Consider the following 16986-nt stretch of genomic DNA (forward strand, 5'->3'; position numbering starts at 1 on the left):
AACTGATTTTACTCAACCTTGAGTTAAGCGAATTACCCACCATGACGACACAGAAACGCCGTACAATTTTGACTCGCTCTGCCCTGTTTGTTGCTCTGTTAGCTGCGGCTGGCGCAACCTGGTATGTCTACCATAAAAATAACCAAAATGAAGTACCAACCACAGCCAGTGCAACTCAAGGCGGACAAGGGAAAAAAGCAAGCGGAAGACCATCGCGCCCGCTGGCCCCCGTTCAATTTGCTACTGCCCAAGAAAAAGTCGTTCCGCGCTTCCTATCCGGTTTAGGTACTGTACAGGCTGCTAACATGGTGACGGTCACTAGCCGCGTTGAAGGTCAATTAATGAATATCTACTTCACCGAAGGGCAATCCGTTAAAGCGGGTGATTTACTCGCGCAAATTGACCCACGTCCTTTTGAAGTGCAACTTGCTCAAGCGGAAGGTCAATTAGCTAAAGATAAAGCGACTTTAGCCAATGCTCGATTAGACCTGACCCGCTACCAAAAACTGGCGGGAACCAAAGTCATCTCCCAACAAGAGCTGGATAACCAGCGGGCTACTGTGTTACAAGCCGAGGGTAGCATCAAAGTTGACCAAGCCGCGGTTGATAACGCCAAGCTGCAACTCACCTACAGTAAAATTACCGCCCCTATTTCTGGACGCATCGGTTTAAAACAAGTGGATGTGGGTAACTTTATCTCTTCAGGGACTTCCACACCGATTGTGGTGATCACCCAAACACAACCTGCTGACGTGCTATTTGCTTTACCTGAAGGCGACATTCCTGCAATCCAGCAAGCACAAGCAGCAGGAAATAAAGTCCTGATTGAAGCGTGGGATCGCAATAATATTGCCATGATTGCACGCGGAGAGTTATTGAGTACCGATAACCAAATTGATCCAGCAACCGGTACACTGAAAATCAAAGCACGCTTTACTAACGAAGAGCAAAAACTGTTCCCGAACCAATTTGTGAACGTCAAAATGCAGGTAGAGACCTTACAAAATGCTGTCGTGATCCCAACTGCTGCTCTGCAAATGGGCAATGAAGGTCACTATGTTTGGGTATTGAGCGACGATGATACCGTGACGAAACACCTTGTGACGGTGGGCATTCAAGACAGCCAACAAGTCGTGATTGAAAGCGGTTTATCCGCCAATACCAAAGTCATTACCGATGGCGTCGATAAGCTAACAGACGGCGCGAAAGTTGAAGTGGTCAACGCTTCAACCCTTGAAAAGAAACCCGCTTCCGCTGAGAAAAAACCTCGCAATAGCGCGGAGAAAGCCTAATGCAGCCGGATACTCATAAAGGCGGTGGCCCATCCCGCCTCTTCATTCTGCGCCCTGTTGCAACCACCTTATTTATGGTGGCGATTTTGCTCGCGGGGATCATCGGTTATCGGTTTTTACCTGTATCAGCATTACCGGAAGTTGACTACCCAACCATTCAGGTGGTGACTTTATATCCTGGTGCCAGCCCTGATGTAATGACGTCGGCTATCACTGCACCGCTAGAAACTCAATTTGGTCAAATGTCCGGTTTGCAACAGATGTCATCACGCAGCTCCGGCGGCGCGTCGGTGATCACCTTAATGTTCCAGCTCTCTTTACCTCTCGATGTGGCAGAGCAAGAGGTCCAAGCCGCGATTAACTCCGCCACCAGCTTGCTGCCCTCCGATTTACCGTACCCACCGATTTACAACAAAGTAAACCCTGCGGATCCGCCCGTTTTAACGCTCGCCGTCACCTCCGATGCGATGCCGTTAACGCAGGTACAAGATATTATTGAAACCCGCGTGGCGCAGAAAATTTCCCAAGTGACTGGGGTGGGTTTAGTCACCTTAGCGGGGGGGCAACGCCCTGCCGTACGCGTCAACCTTAATCCGCAAGCCATGGCAGCAAAAGGGTTAGACAGCGAAACTATCCGCACCGCTATCAATAATGCCAACGTCAACTCTGCAAAAGGGAGTTTTGATGGTCCAACCCGCTCTGTAACGTTATCTGCCAATGACCAGATGAAATCCCTTGAGGATTACCGCAAGTTGATTGTGGCTTTCCAAAATGGCGCCCCTGTTCGTTTGGGAGATATTGCCACCATTGAACAAGGAGCTGAGAACGCCTATCTCGGTGCATGGGCCAATAGCCAACAAGCGATTGTCATTAACGTTCAGCGCCAACCTGGCGCTAACGTGATTAGCACCACGGATACTATCCGCGCGTTGTTGCCTGAATTGATTGAAAGCTTACCAGCATCCGTTAACGTGGATATTTTGACTGACCGTACCAGCACCATTCGCGCCTCTGTCAATGATGTTCAATTCGAATTAATGCTCGCTATCGCCCTCGTGGTGATGGTGATTTACCTATTTCTACGTAATGGTATTGCGACGCTGATCCCCGGCATCGCCGTACCTTTATCGTTAGTTGGCACCTTTGCCGTCATGTATTTTTGCGGTTTTTCCGTCAATAACCTCACCTTGATGGCACTCACCATCGCCACGGGATTTGTGGTGGATGACGCCATCGTGGTGATTGAAAACATTTCTCGCTATCTCGAACAAGGGGATAAGCCAGTTGTTGCCGCCTTAAAAGGCGCAGGAGAAATCGGTTTTACCATTATCTCCCTGACATTCTCTTTGGTTGCCGTGCTGATCCCGCTGCTATTTATGGGGGATATTGTCGGGCGCCTATTCCGTGAGTTTGCGATTACATTAGCAGTGGCAATTTTGATTTCTGCGGTGGTATCCCTCACCCTCACCCCAATGATGTGCGCCCGCTTACTCAAACCGGAATCCCAACATAAACATAACCGCTTTGAAATCGCCTGTGAGCGTTTCTTTGAATGGATGATTGCAGGTTACGGTGTTTGGCTAAAACGCATTCTTAACCACCAATGGTTAACTCTGTGTGTCGCGCTGGGAACCTTAGTGCTGACCGTGCTGCTGTATATGTGGATCCCGAAAGGGTTCTTCCCACTGCAAGATAGCGGCATTATTCAAGGCACGATTGAGAGTCGCCAATCCATTTCGTTTGCCGCGATGTCGAAGAAACAGCAAGAAGTGGCGGGCATTATTCTGGCAGATCCGGCGGTTGAGAACGTTACCACCTATGTGGGTATCGATGGTAACAATGCCACTCTGAATAACGCCCGTATTCAAATCACATTGAAGCCCCTTGATGAACGCGACGATCGTGTTCCTACGATTATTCCTCGCTTACAACAAGCCACCAGCGGCATTGCAGGGGTCAATCTTTACTTGCAACCGTCACAAGATTTAACCATTGATACGCAGGTTTCCCGTACCCCGTATCAATTTACGCTGCAAGCAGGTTCTCTGGATGAGCTCAGCACTTGGGTACCAAAATTGCAGGAAGCCTTAAGTCAGCAACCTGAATTGATTGATGTCAGCAGCGATTGGCAAGACAAAGGTTTAGTGGCGTATGTGAATGTGGATCGGGATACCGCGAGCCGTTTTGGTATTACTATGTCGAATATCGATAACGCTCTGTATAACGCATTTGGTCAGCGTATGATCTCCACCATTTACACCCAAGCTAACCAGTATCGCGTGATTTTAGAGCACAATACCCAAACCCGTGATGGAATGGATGCGCTCAATGATATTCGCTTGAAAGGTACGGATGGCGCCATTGTTCCACTAAATACCCTTGTGAATATTCAAGAAGGCTATGGACCTTTGGCGATTAATCACCTTGATCAATTCCCGTCAGTCACGTTCTCTTTTGATGTAGCGGGAGATTCTTCATTAGAAGAGGCGGTCAATGCAGTGAAACTGGCTGAAAAACAGATAGCGATGCCAAAATCGATAACGACACAATTCCAAGGCGCCACCCTCGCCTTTGAAGCGGCGCTAAGTAGCACCGTTTGGCTGATTTTTGCCGCTATTATAGCCATGTATATCGTGCTGGGTATTCTGTACGAAAGCTTTATTCATCCAATCACTATTTTGTCCACTTTGCCGACCGCTGGTGTAGGGGCTTTGCTCGCACTCATGATGGCGGGCAATGAGCTCGATGTTATCGCCATTATCGGGATTATTTTGCTGATCGGGATTGTGAAAAAGAACGCCATTATGATGATTGACTTTGCTCTCGCCGCAGAGCGTGAACAAGGTTTATCCCCGTATGATGCGATTTATCAGGCCTGTTTACTCCGTTTTCGCCCGATCCTGATGACCACTATGGCTGCGTTGCTTGGTGCACTGCCGCTGATGCTCAGTACCGGTGTCGGAGCAGAACTGCGTCAACCCCTGGGGGTCTGTATGGTGGGTGGGCTGATCATGAGCCAGATTTTAACGCTGTTCACCACGCCTGTGATTTACCTGATGTTTGACCGTTTAGCCCATCGCTTCAATCGCCGTGAGCACAAGGCACAGGAGTCTTAATGAAACGCTTCTTTGCTTTGTTTATTAGCCGTCCGGTGGCGACCACGTTAATCAGTGTTGCCATTACCCTGTGCGGTGCATTGAGCTTTCTGTTTTTACCTGTGGCGCCATTGCCACAGGTAGACTACCCTGTGATAAGAGTGACAGCGTCACTTCCTGGCGCCTCCCCTGAAACCATGGCATCCTCTATCGCGACACCGCTTGAGCGCTCATTAGGTAGTATTGCTGGGTTAAATGAGATGACCTCGAGCAGTTCGTTAGGGCGAACCTCCATTACCTTAGAGTTTGATTTAACCAAAGATATCAATAATGCCGCGCGGGAAGTACAAGCGGCGTTGAATGCCGCACAAAATTTATTACCTAGCGGCATGCCAAGTCGACCACGTTACTATAAATCAAACCCATCTGACGCGCCGATCATGATTTTAACCCTCACATCAAAAACCTTAAGTACCGGGGAAATGTATGATGTGGCATCCACACGCTTAGCTCAGCGTATCGCGCAAATCGATGGGGTCAGTGAAGTTACCGTAGGGGGTGGTTCTCTTCCTGCTGTCCGTGTGGAACTCAACCCAACCGCCCTATTTAATCAAGGGGTTTCCCTTGATGCTGTGCGCTCTGCCATCAGTAGTGCCAACGTGCGCCAGCCCCAAGGTTATATTAATAATGACGATAATCGCTACCAAGTCCAGACTAATGACGAACTGAAAAAAGCCGCCGATTACCGTCCGATTATTGTGCATTACAGCAATGGCAATGCCGTTAAACTCAGTGATGTGGCCGTCGTAAAAGATTCAGTCCAAGATGTGCGAGCCGCAGGGATGTCCAGTGGTGAACCGGCGGTTTTGATCATTATTCGCCGTGAAGCGGGTGCCAATATCATTGAAACCGTCAAACGTATTCGCGAGGAACTCCCTGAATTTAAGGATATGATCCCCGCAGCCATTGATTTACAAGTCGCCCAAGACAGAACCCCCACAATCAAAGCATCATTGGCTGAAGTTGAACGCGCATTAATGATTGCGATTGCGCTGGTGATCCTTGTCGTATTGCTATTTTTACGTTCAGGACGCGCGACTTTAATTCCTGCTATTGCTGTGCCTGTCTCGTTAATTGGTACCTTTACCGCCATGTATTTATGCGGGTTTAGCCTCAATAACTTGTCATTGATGGCCTTAACCGTCGCCACTGGATTTGTGGTGGATGATGCCATTGTGGTGCTAGAGAATATTTCTCGGCACATTGAAAATGGTCGAAAACCGTTTATCGCGGCGGTTAAAGGGGTATCTGAGGTTGGCTTTACCGTCGTTTCTATGAGTATTTCTTTAGTGGCAGTGTTTATCCCACTGTTACTGATGGATGGATTAGTTGGGCGATTATTCCGCGAATTTGCCATTACGCTCTCTACTGCTATCGGGATTTCATTGATTATCTCGCTGACGTTAACCCCGATGATGTGCGCGCATTTACTGAAAAAACGTGGCTCTGCTAATACCAAGCAACGAGGATTTGGACGCGTTCTTATTCGGTTACAAGAAAGTTACGCCGTCACGTTAAATTGGGTGCTATCTCATCGTCGCAGTGTACTGGCGGTGCTGATTGCGGCAATTGGCTTGAATGTTTATCTGTATATTTCGATCCCTAAAGCCTTTTTCCCTGAGCAAGATACAGGGCGTTTGCTGGGATTCGTTCGAGCAGACCAAAGCATTTCATTCCAGTCAATGAAGCAAAAAATGACCAGCTTTATGCAGCAAGTGAAAGCGGATCCTGCCGTGGATAGCGTCACTGGATTTACGGGCGGCAGCCGCGTCAACAGTGGTTCTATGTTTATCTCCTTAAAACCACTGGATGAGCGCAAAGAGAGTGCCAACAGCGTGATTAACCGCTTGCGTATAAAACTGGCAAACGAACCCGGTGCCAACTTATTTATGATGCCCGTGCAAGATATTCGTGTGGGCGGACGCCAATCCGAAGCTAGCTATCAATTTACCCTGTTAGCCGACGAGCTGGATGCATTACGTTCATGGGAGCCCGCTATTCGCCGAGCGCTGGGGGATTTGCCTCAATTAACCGATGTGAACTCTGATAAAGAAGATAAAGGCGCGGAGATGGCATTAACCTATGACCGCGATTTGATGGCGCAACTGGGTATCGATGTGCGTGATGCGAACAACCTGCTCAACAACGCCTTTGGTCAACGTCAAATTTCCACCATTTATGAAGCCATGAACCAATATAAAGTGGTGATGGAAGTGGCGCCGGAATATACCCAAGACGTCAGTTCGCTGGATAAAATGTTTGTGGTCAATAAGCAAGGAGAAGCGATCCCCCTCTCCTATTTTGCCCGCTGGCAGCCCGCCAATGCACCGTTAAGTGTTAACCACCAAGGGTTATCCGCCGCGTCGACCATCTCCTTTAACGTGGCAGACGGTTATACCTTAAACGATGCGATTGTGGCGGTAGAAAAAACCATGACAGCTTTAGGCGTGCCATCGACGGTGCGCGGTACCTTCGCAGGCACAGCGCAAGTTTTCCAAGATACCTTAAAATCCCAGCTATTTTTAATCTTAGCGGCGATTGTCACGGTTTATTTAGTGCTGGGTATTTTGTACGAAAGCTATATTCACCCACTCACTATTCTGTCTACTCTACCCTCCGCGGGTGTCGGCGCGTTATTAGCTTTGGAATTATTTGATACACCATTTAGCCTCATTGCCTTAATCGGCATTATGTTGCTTATTGGTATTGTGATGAAAAACGCCATTATTATGGTGGATTTTGCCCTTCAAGCCCAACGCAACGGGAACTTATCGGCGAAAGAGGCTATTTTACGCGCAAGCCTGCTGCGTTTTAGGCCAATTTTAATGACCACCCTTGCCGCCATTTTTGGGGCGCTCCCTTTGATGCTAGGTACAGGTGATGGTGCAGAATTACGCCAACCACTGGGGATCGCAATTGTTGGTGGTTTGGTCATGAGCCAGTTGCTGACGCTATTTACCACCCCAGTGGTGTACCTCAGTTTTGATAGCCTGAGACAGCGTTTTTCGCGCAAAGCGCCTTCAATGCAGGAGAAATCCCATGAAGCTTAAACTCTCGAGCCTCAGTACTCGGTTATTTATCGCTATCTTTGCCACCTGTTTGCTGCTGGTTGCTATCATGCATCAAGGGGTCAGAATGGGCTTCCAGCATGGTTTTATCGACTACATTAAAGAGAATGACCAGCAACGCGCTGAGTTACTCGCTTTGGCGCTTGCCGAGCAATACGAGGAAGAAGGAAGTTGGCGTTTCTTGGCGGTGGATGAGCGGATGTTTTTCCGTATTCTACGCAATGTCGATAATCAGCACCAAGGGCAAGGTCATGGCGGTGGTCATAAGCGAATGCGCGGTATGTTTTGGGTTTATGACACCAAAGACAACCTGATTTGGGGGCGTGACCTCCCCCCTCCGGATCAAGTCATCCGCGTGCCAGTCAAAACGAGCCGAGGAGCAACCGTCGGCTGGCTAGTCGCCAGTTATGAAAGTGGGATCAGCAACCAATTAGACCAACGTTTCGATACCCAGCAGATGCACATTAGCTGGGTAATTGCAGGGCTATCTCTGTTCGTGGCGCTGTTAGTGACCCTATTTTTAGCTCGTGGCTTTTTAAAGCCCATCACCCGATTATTGGAAGGTACTCAACAGCTCGCTAAAGGCAATTTCAGCGCACGGGTATCTGAGGTTGGTCAAGATGAGTTGGGGCAATTGGCGAAAGACTTTAACCATCTTGCCTCGACTTTGGAAAAAAATGAGCAAATGCGCCGCGATTATATGGCGGATATTTCCCATGAATTACGCACCCCACTCTCCGTTTTACGCGGCGAACTTGAAGCTGTGCAAGATGGCGTGCGCCAAGCGACTCCTGAAACCATCAATTCCCTACTCAATGAGACTCAAACACTGATAAAACTGGTCAATGACCTACATCAGCTTTCGTTATCCGATAGAGGCTCCTTGGTTTACCGTATGGAATTTATCGATATTATCCCGATTATCGAGATGAATTTAGGACAAGCCAAATGGCGATTGGAAGATAGACAACTGACGTTAGAAACTCAATTTTCTGCCCATTCCCATCTATTCGCTGACCCTGATCGAATCAACCAACTGTTTTATAATTTGATGGAAAATAGCCTGCGCTATACGGATCCTCACGGTAAAATTGCCGTCAACGTGAGCCAACATGACCAACAATTAGTGATCACGTGGGAAGATAGTGCACCGGGATTAAGTGTTGAACAGTGCCAGCGTCTATTTGAGCGATTTTACCGTGTGGAAGTTTCTCGTAACCGTGCGAGTGGCGGCTCAGGTTTGGGGCTGGCGATTTGCTATAATATTGTCGAAGCCCATAACGGGACTATTTCTGCGGCACCATCTCCACTCGGTGGCGTGAAGATAACCATTCAAATTCCCATTGCGACGCAGGAGGAGCAATAGTGTCTTTGCCTGAATCCCCTTTATTGGGAGCCAATAGCGCCCATGTTCTGATTGTTGAAGACGAACCTAAACTTGGACAGTTACTGTTTGATTATCTGCAAGCCGCTGGCTATGTACCCGCCCTGCTGATGCGCGGGGATGAAGTGATCCCCTATGTGAAAAAGCACTTTCCTGACCTGATTTTATTAGATTTGATGTTGCCGGGACTTGATGGTATTTCAGTCTGCCGTGAACTGCGTAAATTCAGCGACGTTCCTGTGATTATGGTGACGGCTAAAACAGAAGAAATTGACCGTTTATTAGGGCTGGAAATTGGCGCCGATGACTACGTTTGTAAGCCGTTTAGTCCGCGAGAAGTGGTCGCCCGAGTGAAAACGATTTTACGCCGTTGCCAAAAAGTCCCTTCATCTACAGGTAGCCAAGAAACTCAACTGATTATCGATGAAAATGCGTTCCAAGTCCGTTATGGCGATAAATTACTGGAATTGACCCCCGCAGAATTTCGCCTGCTAAAGTTTTTGTCAGATAACGCAGGTACCGTGTTTTCTCGGGATCAATTGCTGGATATTTTGTACGATGACCATCGTGTGGTCACCGACAGAACCATTGATAGCCACGTCAAAAATTTACGCCGTAAGCTCGAATCGTTGGATGACGAAAAAACCTTTATCCGCTCCATCTATGGTTTAGGCTATCGTTGGGACGACATCTAATTGCTGCCAGCGTTTCTGTAACAAAATTATAACCCTGTTTTTTACATGGGAAATTTGGCATTCCCGTCATTTAGCGTTAAAATCCCCACCCTCGAATTTTTACACCAAGCCATCCGGCTTGGTGCTGACCTGACATCAGACTGAGAACTAACATGTTTACACCAGAATTATTATCCCCAGCAGGTTCCTTGAAGAACATGCGCTATGCTTTCGCTTACGGCGCCGATGCGGTTTACGCTGGCCAACCACGTTATAGCTTACGCGTGCGCAATAACGAATTTAACCATGAGAATCTCGCAAAAGGGATCAACGAAGCCCACGAGCTGGGTAAAAAATTCTATGTGGTCGTCAATATCGCGCCACATAACGCCAAGTTAAAAACCTTTATTCGTGACCTGACTCCCGTGATTGAAATGGGTCCCGATGCCCTAATTATGTCCGACCCTGGTCTGATTATGATGGTACGTGAAGCCTTCCCGGAGATGGATATTCACTTATCGGTTCAAGCTAACGCCGTCAACTGGGCTTCTGTGAAATTCTGGAAACAAATGGGATTAACTCGCGTGATTTTATCCCGCGAATTATCGTTGGAAGAAATCGCTGAAATCCGCCAGCAAGTACCTGAAATTGAGCTGGAAGTCTTTGTACACGGTGCGCTGTGTATGGCGTATTCTGGTCGCTGCCTGCTGTCTGGTTATATTAATAAGCGTGACCCTAACCAAGGTACCTGTACTAACGCGTGTCGCTGGGAATATAAAGTTCAAGAAGGCAAAGAAGACGATGTAGGTAACATCGTGCATGTCCATGAGCCAATCCCCGTTAAAAACGTGGCGCCAACACTCGGTGAAGGTGCTCCAACCGATAAAGTTTACATGATTGAAGAAGCGATGCGTCCGGGCGAATACATGACCGCCTTTGAAGACGAACATGGCACTTACATCATGAACTCAAAAGATTTACGCGCCATCGAACACGTTGAAACACTGACCAAAATGGGCGTTCATTCACTGAAAATCGAAGGTCGTACTAAATCATTCTATTATTGTGCTCGTACAGCCCAAGTATATCGCCGCGCCATTGATGATGCGGTAGCGGGTAAGCCATTTGACCCAACCCTGCTTTCTACCCTTGAAGGATTAGCACACCGTGGTTATACCGAAGGTTTCTTACGTCGTCACACCCATGATGCCTACCAAACCTATGAATATGGCTATTCCGTTTCGGATACCCAGCAATTTGTCGGTGAATTCACAGGCAACCGAGTGAATGGCTTAGCGGAAGTCGATGTGAAAAACAAATTTAGCGTCGGTGACAGCTTAGAGTTAATGACACCGTCAGGTAATATCGTCTTTACTCTGGATGCATTAACTAACCGCAAAGGTGAATCTATTGAAGTTGCTCCAGGTAATGGACATGTAGTTTATCTGCCAATTCCTGAAGATGTGGATGTGAATTTTGGTTTGTTGATCCGCAATCTTGCAGGAACAACTACTCGAGATCCGCACCAAGCCCAAGAAGAAAAAGCGTAAAAGCAGAAAAAGCGTAAACTGGCTAAGCATTCCATCGCTTATTACTAAACACGTTTTACTAAATAGAAGCCCATGGTCGATGACTATGGGTTTTTTCTTAGGTATTCGTGTAAAAAACGGCCATTTTATGCTTTATTTTAGTTGAGAATCATTCTCGTTATTGACAGTTTCGTTAAAAAGTGCACTCAATATCCAAATTTATGCAACAGATCACATCAATTGGTTATTCTATATCGTATAGTCACTGTCGAAAACGAAGAACTAGAAAGTCATAAATTAAGACTAGGAACCACCTCCTTGGCTGGCTCAATCTCCCTTGAGCTAGCCATTTCTTTTTTCTAGTCCCTCAAAATTCTCACCACCAGCGATGAAAATGATGTACAGGCCCAAAACCACTACCAACTTCTAAGCTATCCGCTTGCTCTAGCGCCCCTTGCAAATAGGCTTTTGCTTCCACAACTGTTTGTTGCCAATCCTCAAAACGCGGCCTCAGTGCGGCTAACGCTGCTGACAACGTGCATCCTGTTCCATGAGTATTTTTGGTATCGATACGTACCGATGTAAAGCGCCATTCCCCTTCTGGGGTGATCAACCAATCAGGGCTTTGAGAATCGATTAAGTGCCCGCCTTTCATCAAGACACTCTGGCAACCCAATTGCAGTAAGCGTTGCCCTTGCTCACGCATTTGTTCTTCCGTTTGCGCCATCGGCTCATCAAGTAATACGGCTGCTTCGGGCAAATTTGGCGTGATCAACGAAACCATAGGTAAAAGCTCGCGTCTTAGGGTTTCCACCGCGTCCGGTAATAATAGCGGGTCTCCACTTTTGGCGACCATTACTGTATCGAGCACCACATAAGGCACGGGTGTTTTTTTCAACGCATTGGCGACAACTTGAACATTGCCTCGATTAGATAACATGCCGATTTTCGCGGCATCAATACGGACATCACTTAAAACAGAGTTCAATTGGGCCGCAACAAAGTCTGAAGGGATATTATGGATGGCTTGAACACCTTGCGTATTTTGTGCCACCAGCGCAGTCATCACACTGGTTCCATACGCACCGAGTGCGGAAAATGTTTTCAGATCTGCTTGAATACCAGCTCCACCAGATGGATCCGTTCCCGCAATCGTTAATGCATTCACTCTCATTAGTGCCCTCTCCATTGTCTTCAGTAAAATAATTGTCTTCAGTAAAACAATTGTCTTTAGAAAGATAATTGACCTTAGTCATATTGCGCTTATTACGTCTTTTTAACTTAATAAAAATCATTAAGTTAATTAAATAACGTCCTTAAATGAATTGTCTCATACGCAATGCTAATTACTAGCAGATTATCCATTGTCTTCAATAATTAAATGCGATTGATTTTCATCAAAAATAAATTGGATTTTTATAATTAATAATCAAATGGTTATAGCTAATTGATTCATTCTAATATCAAAAAATTGATATCAATATTGAGTTGATTCCTTACAGCAAATTACGATCCCAATACGTCATTATCCTAATTTAACCATTTATTGCTGTCCTATTTAGCTTATCTTTATTAAAATAATTTCCACTACAATTATTACAATTGCGATAATGATGTCATCATTGTCAATGTCTATCATGACTCATCTATCAGATAAAACTAGATTGGATCCACAATGAGAGTTAATAAAAACATACAGTTGGTTGTAGGCGCATCGGCAATTCTGAGCGCTTCAATCTGCATGTCATCGCCTGCATTTGCTGAAGAGCAGTCAGTCGGTTTATGGGATAAATTCACTAATAATGTCAGCACCACTTGGGATTCTGACAAATATGAGCTGTATATCCCGTTCTTCACTTGGCATAACCGTCTTATGTACGATAAAGAAAAAACAGATACCTATAATGAAGAGCCATGGGGCTTTGGTATCGGTAAATATCGTTATGATGAAGATAATGACTGGCATGCACTCTACGCAATGGCATTTATGGATTCCCATAATAAAGTCGAGCCAATCGTGGGTTATGGTTTCCAAAAAATGTGGATCCCGGGCGATCTTGATGGCTTCCGTATGGGTGCGGGATTCACATTAGGTATTACCGCGCGTGAGGAATATAGCTATATTCCACTCCCTGCGCCTCTGCCTTTAGTTTCTATTGAATATGATAAGCTTTCTGTTCAAGCGACCTATATTCCAGGAACATACAATAACGGTAACGTCCTGTTTGCTTGGTTACGTTGGCAGTGGTAAGCGTTTGAACTCATCTCGCTAGAGGCTGATTGACCAAAAAGCAAGCATAAAAAAACCGGTAGATTAAAAATCTTACCGGTTTTTTGTTTTTTATTTATCTGGTCTTTTACTGATTGATAAGGCTATAACGCTTTGCTCTCTACACCTTGTTTTTTAGCACCTGAGAATTGATAACCAACCCACAGAACCGCGATCCAAAGAGGCATAATCAGCACAGAAACGCGTAACCCATCCATTGTCAGAATAATAATCAAAATCAGCGACAAGAATGCTAAACACAGATAGTTACCAAACGGATACCAAATACTCTTAAACTTCGTTTCAATACCCTGTTTATTCATTGCAGCCCTAAACTTCAAGTTAGAAACACAAATCATAATCCAGTTTAAAACTAACGTGGTGACCACCAAGGACATCAGTAATTCAAACGCCTTGCCTTCCATCACGAAGTTAATCAAGATCCCGCCAGAAGTCGCGATACCTGAAACAATAAGCGCCATTACAGGCACGCCGCCTTTATTCACTTTTGCCATAAAGCGCGGTGCGTTACCTTGTTGTGCTAAACCATACAGCATACGGCTAGTACAGTATGCCCCACTGTTATAAACCGACAGAGCCGCAATCAAAATCACCACGTTCAATGCATTGGCAACGAGTAAATCACCCAGCTCATGGAAAATCAGTACGAAGGGGCTAGTTTTGCCATCCAGTTGCACCCACGGATACAGCGCCAGTAATACCGCCAGTGAGCCGATATAGAAAATTAAGATACGGTAAACCACTTGATTGATGGCTTTTGGAATGCTTTTATCTGGATCTTCAGCTTCTGCTGCAGTGATCCCCACTAATTCCAATCCACCAAATGAGAACATAATAATCGCCAGCGCGACTAATAGCCCATTATAGCCTTTGGCAAAAAAGCCGCCGTATTCCCATAAGTTACTCACTTTGGCTTGAGGGCCGCCATGGCCACTAAACAGTAAGTAACAGCCAAATAAAATCATCGCGATAACCGCAACAACTTTGATCAGCGCAAACCAGAATTCCGTTTCTCCATAAGAGCGAACATTAATCAGGTTAATTGCATTAACCGCAATAAAAAACACCAGTGCCGAAACCCAAATAGGTAACTCAGGCCACCAGTGTTGCATATATTTACCCGCAGCGGTCAGTTCAGTCATCCCCACGAGGATAAACATCACCCAGTAGTTCCAACCCGAGAGGAACCCGGCAAAACCGCCCCAATATTTGAATGCGAAATGGCTAAATGACCCTGCAACAGGCTCTTGAACAATCATTTCACCTAACTGACGCATGATCAGAAAAGCGATAAATCCACACAATGCATACCCAAGTAGTACCGACGGACCTGCCATTTGGATGGTGGTTGCTATCCCTAAAAATAGCCCTGTACCGACAGCGCCCCCCAAGGCAATTAACTGAATATGCCTGTTTTTCAATCCGCGCTTTAGCGTCTGTTGCGCCATATCTTTACCCTTCATCCTCTAGCTTTTTGTTATCGTCCACAGTTGTGATAATCACGCAAGTTTATTTGAATTTTTGCATGAACTCCACTCGCAATTATACAACTGTAAAGCTGGCTTTCTGCCTGTCTTCTAATGTTTCCAAATAATGACAAACTAATATCCTGTAAGACGTTGCAAAATGCAAACTCAAAATGGTAACAAACCCGTCACGCGGCAAACACCGAGTTGAAAATCATCCCCGCCCTGATCGCAGAGATTATTCATCGCCAAGAGGTATAAAAAAGCACAAATAATTACAATGCTGATGATTAATAGCATATTTCGCATAGATAATGGGGTTCTTAATAGTCACATCATCTGGCAATATTAATCGATATTATCGTCTTTAGTTTCGTAAAATGGGCTATTCATCGTTTTCAAGAAAACAATTGTTTATTTTTGCAGCTCTTGATAAATAACTGGCTATTATTGTGTGATTTTTATACATAAATCTGTAATACCGCACAACCAACCTTTGTCATGGTGAAATGAAGTTGTGTATACTTCGGTTACCGTAAAATAAGAATGAATTTGAGATGGCACAAGATAACCACGTAGCACTTGTTAATGCTCTAAGTAAATGGATCGAAGAGCATTTAGGTCGAGTCATCCATTTGGAAGAACTCGCTGCCTATTCTGGGTATTCCCTTTGGCATATGCAAAAAATCTTTAAGGAGGTCACAGGAATCTCCTTAGGAAAATATATCCGTCAGCGCCGACTGGCTGGCGCCGTAAATTTATTAAGAAACAGCAGCCAAAGTATTTTTGATATTGCGTTAGATTTTGGCTTCGGCTCGCAATCCCACTTTACCTATATGTTCCGCAAAGAATATGGCATTACGCCGTTTGATTTTCGTCAAAATGACCAAATTCATTTGGATGTAAAAGAGCCATTACACCTAATCCCGGATGATGAGTGAATTTGTTTTACGCGCATTAACCTGCATTTTTTCAGTTTTAATGCGATAAAACATGGGTATTCTCATCCTTTTTACTGAGCAACTTATCCGTTGCCCTCTTAGATAATTTACATTCTCGATAATCAGAGTAAGGTACGTGTAAAAGTTCTATTTTAGGAGGCATTGATGTCAATCAAACTGGTCGCCATTGATTTAGATGGCACGTTACTCAATTCGCAGCACCAAATTTCTCCCGCAGTGAAAGAAGCCATTACCCGCGCGCACAAACAAGGTGTGCGAATTGTCCTTGCCTCAGGTCGCCCCTATTCTGGTATTTTACCCTACCTTCAAGAACTTGGATTAGATACTGCCAGCAACTACTGTATCAGTAACAATGGCAGCGTGATCCATCAAGCCAATGATGGCAGTCACCTGTATGAAAACTTGTTAGATTTTGAAGATTATCAATATTTTGCTGAACTAGCTAACAACGTGGGGGTTCATATGCACGCCCTTGCAGACAACACCATGTTCACTGCGAATCGTCATATTAGCCGCTATACCATTCATGATGCCTATTTCACCAATACCCCTCTGGTGTATTGCCCGGTTAACGAAATGGATAGCTCGCTCAGTTTTACCAAAATCATGATTATTGACCATCCCGAAAAACTGGATGTAGGTATCAGCTATATTCCTGAAAATACCTTTGAAAACTACTCGCTGATCAAAACTAGTCCTTATTTCCTCGAAGTTTCGAATAAGGATGTAAGCAAAGGCTCTGCACTAAAAGTGTTATGTGAGAAATTATCTCTCACGCCGGATAAAGTCATGAGCATCGGTGACCAAAATAATGATGTTGCCATGCTACAGTATTCGAGTGTTTCGGTTGCAATGGGAAATGCTGCACCACATATTCGTGAAATAGTGAAATTTGTCACCGACACCAACGATTGTGATGGTGTTGCTATCGCAATAAACAAATTTATTATCTAGTGAGCAGTTAATTTAGAGTTCAAATCTCTAGACCAAAATACAATTTAACTGGATATGCCTAGACATCCCCATTCTGGCATATCCATCTCCTGTCTTTCTCTTAGGGCTATTTTATCCTTTACCTTACTTACTCTTCCAAATTTGATACTATCTGCCTCTTTTAAAAAATTGTCATTCATCTATAAGTACAATAAAACCCACATCACTAACAG

At 45.4% G+C, this 16986-nt stretch carries 12 protein-coding genes; 9 read left to right on the forward strand and 3 right to left on the reverse strand.

The features are described from left to right. Positions 1 to 41 precede the first annotated feature (41 nt). From ACY3ZI_RS11370 to trhP, 6 genes are all read left to right on the forward strand, one after another. A complete protein-coding gene (locus ACY3ZI_RS11370; protein WP_211885819.1) occupies positions 42 to 1292 on the forward strand; it encodes an MdtA/MuxA family multidrug efflux RND transporter periplasmic adaptor subunit in 1251 nt (416 codons plus the stop codon). Next, the gene (locus tag ACY3ZI_RS11375; RefSeq protein ID WP_211885821.1) at positions 1292 to 4408 is read left to right on the forward strand and encodes an MdtB/MuxB family multidrug efflux RND transporter permease subunit; all 3117 of its coding nucleotides are present in this window, start codon (positions 1292 to 1294) and stop codon (positions 4406 to 4408) included. Before ACY3ZI_RS11370 ends, ACY3ZI_RS11375 begins: the two co-directional genes overlap by 1 nt. Further along, positions 4408 to 7497 carry a multidrug efflux RND transporter permease subunit MdtC gene (gene mdtC / locus ACY3ZI_RS11380; RefSeq protein ID WP_487375181.1) on the forward strand — a complete coding sequence of 1030 codons (3090 nt, stop codon included), beginning with the start codon at positions 4408 to 4410 and terminating at the stop codon, positions 7495 to 7497. The genes ACY3ZI_RS11375 and mdtC overlap by 1 nt, the downstream gene beginning before the upstream one ends. Next, positions 7487 to 8881 carry an envelope stress sensor histidine kinase BaeS gene (baeS, locus tag ACY3ZI_RS11385; RefSeq protein ID WP_487375182.1) on the forward strand — a complete coding sequence of 465 codons (1395 nt, stop codon included), beginning with the start codon at positions 7487 to 7489 and terminating at the stop codon, positions 8879 to 8881. The genes mdtC and baeS overlap by 11 nt, the downstream gene beginning before the upstream one ends. After that, positions 8881 to 9594 carry an envelope stress response regulator BaeR gene (baeR, locus tag ACY3ZI_RS11390; RefSeq protein WP_211885826.1) on the forward strand — a complete coding sequence of 238 codons (714 nt, stop codon included), beginning with the start codon at positions 8881 to 8883 and terminating at the stop codon, positions 9592 to 9594. The genes baeS and baeR overlap by 1 nt, the downstream gene beginning before the upstream one ends. A 152-nt stretch (positions 9595 to 9746) precedes the next feature. Continuing rightward, positions 9747 to 11123: a prephenate-dependent tRNA uridine(34) hydroxylase TrhP gene (trhP, locus tag ACY3ZI_RS11395; RefSeq protein WP_154636889.1), complete on the forward strand. Its 1377-nt coding sequence runs from the start codon at positions 9747 to 9749 to the stop codon at positions 11121 to 11123. A gap of 355 nt (positions 11124 to 11478) precedes the next feature. Here the strand turns inward: trhP and thiD are convergent, their stop codons facing one another. Next, a complete protein-coding gene (thiD, locus tag ACY3ZI_RS11400) occupies positions 11479 to 12276 on the reverse strand; it encodes a bifunctional hydroxymethylpyrimidine kinase/phosphomethylpyrimidine kinase (RefSeq protein ID WP_036953175.1) in 798 nt (265 codons plus the stop codon). A gap of 501 nt (positions 12277 to 12777) precedes the next feature. Here thiD and pagP point away from each other — a divergent pair. Continuing rightward, on the forward strand, positions 12778 to 13353 hold the full coding sequence (gene pagP, locus ACY3ZI_RS11405) for a lipid IV(A) palmitoyltransferase PagP (RefSeq protein ID WP_036953173.1): 576 nt from the start codon (positions 12778 to 12780) through the stop codon (positions 13351 to 13353). A gap of 122 nt (positions 13354 to 13475) precedes the next feature. On the opposite strand, the gene ACY3ZI_RS11410 is transcribed toward pagP, so the two are convergent. Both ACY3ZI_RS11410 and mgrB read right to left on the reverse strand, forming a co-directional pair. Next, complete coding sequence (locus tag ACY3ZI_RS11410) at positions 13476 to 14840, reverse strand: amino acid permease (RefSeq protein WP_036953171.1); 1365 nt, start codon at positions 14838 to 14840, stop codon at positions 13476 to 13478. 186 nt (positions 14841 to 15026) lie between these two features. Next, the gene (gene mgrB, locus ACY3ZI_RS11415; RefSeq protein ID WP_071992159.1) at positions 15027 to 15167 is read right to left on the reverse strand and encodes a PhoP/PhoQ regulatory lipoprotein MgrB; all 141 of its coding nucleotides are present in this window, start codon (positions 15165 to 15167) and stop codon (positions 15027 to 15029) included. Between the two features lie 248 nt (positions 15168 to 15415). Between mgrB and ACY3ZI_RS11420 the strand changes: the two genes are divergently transcribed. Further along, positions 15416 to 15799: a helix-turn-helix domain-containing protein gene (locus tag ACY3ZI_RS11420; RefSeq protein ID WP_036953169.1), complete on the forward strand. Its 384-nt coding sequence runs from the start codon at positions 15416 to 15418 to the stop codon at positions 15797 to 15799. A 165-nt stretch (positions 15800 to 15964) separates the two neighbouring features. Then, positions 15965 to 16774 (forward strand): sugar-phosphatase, encoded by an 810-nt coding sequence (yidA, locus tag ACY3ZI_RS11425; RefSeq protein ID WP_211885827.1) that lies wholly within the window; start codon positions 15965 to 15967, stop codon positions 16772 to 16774. Positions 16775 to 16986 lie beyond the last annotated feature (212 nt).

The organism is Providencia sp. LY12 (assembly GCF_057621555.1).